The following is a 3,633-nucleotide window of genomic DNA, read 5'->3' as shown; positions in this document are numbered from 1 at the left end:
ATCACCGACCTGAGGCTGGCGCAGGAGGCCCTGGCCGCGAGCGAAGAGGAGTTTCGCAGTCTGGTCACCAACATCCCCGGCGTGGTCTACCGCTGCGCCCTGGACAAGGACTGGACGGTCAGCTTCGTCAGCCCGCTGATCGAGACCCTGACGGGCTACACGCCGGATGCGTTCATCCAGGGCGGGCGTGGTCTGGTCAGTCTCATTCATCCGGAAGGGCGCGACCGGGTGCTCGGCGAAATCCATCAACAGCTGCGCGAGCGCGGCAGCTTCGTGGCCGAATACCGGATCCTGGACAAGGCCGGGACGGTGCATTGGGTGCTCGCGAGCGGTCGAGCGCATGGCGGCACGGGTGGGCGACGGCCGGATCACCTGAGCGGCGCCCTGTTCGACGTGACCCCCATCAAGGCCGCCGAAGAGCGCCTGCGCCAGACCGCCATCGTCTTCGACAACACCACTGAAGGCATCATGATCACCGATGCACAAGGCGCCATCGTTGCGGTGAACCGCGCCTTCAGTGAGATCACCGGCTATACCGCCGAAGAGGTGCAGGGCAAGCACCCGAACATGCTCTCCTCCGGCCGCCACGACGAGGCGTTCTACCAGGCCATGTGGCAGGCCCTCGAGCAGACCGGCCATTGGCGTGGCGAGATCTGGAACCGGCACAAGAACGGTGAAGTCATTCCGCTCCTGCAGACCATCAGCGCGGTGCGTGATGAGTCGGGTCGGGTGACGGGCTATGTGGCCATGTTCTCCGACATCAGTCATATCAAACAGACCGAGGCCCGCCTGGAGCGACTGGCCTACCACGACGCCCTGACGGGGCTGCCCAACCGGCTGCTGTTCGACGAGCGACTGGAGCACGCCATTCAACAGGCCACGCGGCACGGCGAGCGGCTCGCCGTGCTGTATTTCGACCTCGACCATTTCAAACAGCTCAACGACAGCCTCGGTCACCAGGTCGGCGATACCCTGCTGGAGGCCATCGCTGCGCGTCTCAAGAGACGACTGCACAAGTCCGACACCCTCTCGCGCCGCGGCGGCGACGAGTTCACCTTGTTGTTGGAGAACCTGCGTCAGCCCGAGCAGGCCGCCAACGTGGCGCGCGACATCCTGCGCCACGAGGATGCTTGGTTCGCGCTGAAGCGCTGCTTACTCAGAGGTTCTGTCACGATCGAGGAACCGAACGTGCAGACACAACTGATCACCACGCCAACGTTGGAGCCACAGCCTATCCCGCTGGACGTCAAGGTCATCTTGCTGGGCAACTCGACCGATTACTGGGCGGCCAGCCGCGATGAGGACTTCGGCGCGCTGTTCAAGGTCAAAGCCGAGTTCAGCACGCGCATGCCGCGCACGCCGGAGAACGAGCTGGCCTACGCGTATTTCCTGCGCAACCGCATGCAAGACGAGGACTTGATGGCGTTCGACCGGACGGGCGTTGCAGCGATGGTGGAGCACGGCTCACGCTACATCGAAGACCAGCGCAAGCTCACCACGCGCTTCAGCGAGATCGCCGACGTTGCACGCGAAGCGGCTTTCTGGGCCAAGCGCGCCGGCCGCGCCGCCGTGAGCGCCGAGGACGTGCGCACGGCGCTGCGCGAACGCCGCCAACGACTGAATCGCTATGAGGAAGACCAGCGGGAATACTTGTTGCAAGGCTTCTACTTCGTGCAGACCACCGGCGTCGCCGTTGGGCAGATCAACGCGCTGTCGGTGTTCGACCTGGTCGAGTACGAGTTCGCGCAGCCCAGCCGCATCACGGCGCGCAGCTATCTCACGCGCAGCGGCATCAGCGACATTGACCGCAACGTGAACTTCACCGACGCGACGCACAACAAAGGCCTCGCCATCGTAGACAGCTACCTCAGCGGCCTATATTCGATCGAACGGTCGCTCACGCTGTCGGCCAGTGTCACGTTCGAACAGAGCTACGGCAGCCACGAGGGAGACAGCGCATCGTGCGCGCTGCTGATTGCAATGCTGTCGGCAGTGACCGGTCTGCCCGTCCCGCAGCATTACGCGGTGACCGGCACGCTCGACCAGTTCGGCTTCGTTCGTCCCATCGGCGGGACGAATGCAAAGGTCGAGGGCTTCTTCGATGTGTGCCAGGCACGCGGCCTGGATGGCACGCACGGGGTGATCATCCCGGCGGCTAACGCCGAAGACCTGATGCTGCGCGAGGACGTCGTCGAGGCAGTGCGCGCCGGGCTGTTCAAGGTCATCGCCATCGAGCACGTGGACGATCTGATCGAGTTGATGTTCGGCATGCCGGCGGGCGTACGCGGCGCAGATGGACGCTTCCCGGAGGGCACGCTGCACGCACGCGTCGAGGCGATCCTGCGCGAGATGGACGAGAAGCTCGACGATCAGCGCAAAGGCGACCGGAGCGGCCGAAGTCGCGAGCCCGAAGCGCCGAAGTCCTCTGAACCAGAACCGGAAACGCCGCCTTCCCCACCCGAGCCGCCTGCCGATCCGGTCTCGCCGTCCTCGTAAAGCCGGCGATTCGCACAATTGCAGGGGCGACCGAGTCGTTCGCCCCATCTCTTGCTGGCACACATGAAGCCGCCGGCTCCACGCCTGCCTACATTACCTTGGTCACGTTCAGCCAGGCATCACCCATCTCGGCATTGGCCTTTTCGATGGCCTGCGGCGCGCCCACCACCACCACGCGGCCATGCGCGTTCACATCGTCCAGGATGTCGGCGAAGCGCACGAAGTCCTGCGGCGTGGTGCCGAGCACCTCTTCGCGAATGCGCTGGCGTGCTTCCTCGGTATCGCCGGCTAGGTAGCGCACCATCGAGGTAAAGCCTTTGGCATCGGGCAGCATGTAGTCGTCCATGTCGCCGATCACGCCGATGATCGTGCGCGTCACCTCGTCCTCACTGGGCGGATGCTGACGCAGAAAAGCGGCGGCGCCGTCGTAGTTGCGAAGCGTGCCGAGTAGGTTGGGGTCGCGATAGGAGAGGAAGGTGAATGCGCCGCTGCGCACGTCGAAGGTGCAGAAGCCACCGTAGGCGCCACCCTGCATGCGCACGCGCTCCCACAGATAGCCGGTGCGCAGGTAGTTCTGCACCGGCAGCCACGTCCCGCTCAACTTGTGGCCGAGCGCGTATAGATCCACGCCCTTGCCCACATAGTTCACCTGCGCCGGGATGGTCAGCCCTTCGTTGACCGTGTCGGCGCCATCGGGCCAATCGGAGGACTGATGATTGGTGAATGGTAATTGGCCGATGAAGTCGCGCAGCTTCGGTTGAAGCGCGTCCCAGTTCTTCGCGTCGAGCGTGACGTTGGCGACCATGCTCTGGCGCGTGATCAGCCGGTCGCGCACCCGAATCAGCCGGGCCAGCACCCTGTCCCAATCGCGCTCCACTTGTTCGGCCAGCCGGCGCAAGAAGAAGAGCTGGCTCACGCCGCCGATCTGCTCGGCAGCCCAGTCGGACCGGCTAAAAGCCGACCGCAGGCGAACGTTGACGAACGCATGGCCGTTGGGGACGAGGCTGCTCTCCATGCTGGCCTTGTTCTCCAACACGATCTGTTTGAAGCGTTCGCGGTTGTCGAGTCGGGCGTTCCGCAGCACGTCGCGCAGGATGTCGAGCAGGTCGTCGAACTGGGCGACGGTGCTCTTGGCGC

1 protein-coding gene and 1 pseudogene are annotated in these 3,633 nt (G+C 64.5%); one reads left to right on the top strand and one right to left on the bottom strand.

Translation table 11 applies throughout. The features are described from left to right. On the top strand, positions 1–2,496 hold a 2,496-nt coding region (locus tag GXH28_RS15260), incomplete at its 5' end, for a PAS domain S-box protein (protein WP_169239877.1). An 88-nt stretch (positions 2,497–2,584) separates the two neighbouring features. Here GXH28_RS15260 and GXH28_RS15255 read toward each other — a convergent pair. Then, positions 2,585–3,633, bottom strand: a pseudogene (locus tag GXH28_RS15255) (insulinase family protein); the annotation flags it as partial.

Origin of the sequence: Candidatus Roseilinea sp. NK_OTU-006, assembly GCF_012931985.1 — a bacterium.
GTDB lineage: Bacteria > Chloroflexota > Anaerolineae > J036 > Brachytrichaceae > JAAFGM01.
The sequence above is the reverse complement of the archived record's forward strand: the minus strand, read 5'-3'. Positions and strand labels throughout refer to the sequence as shown.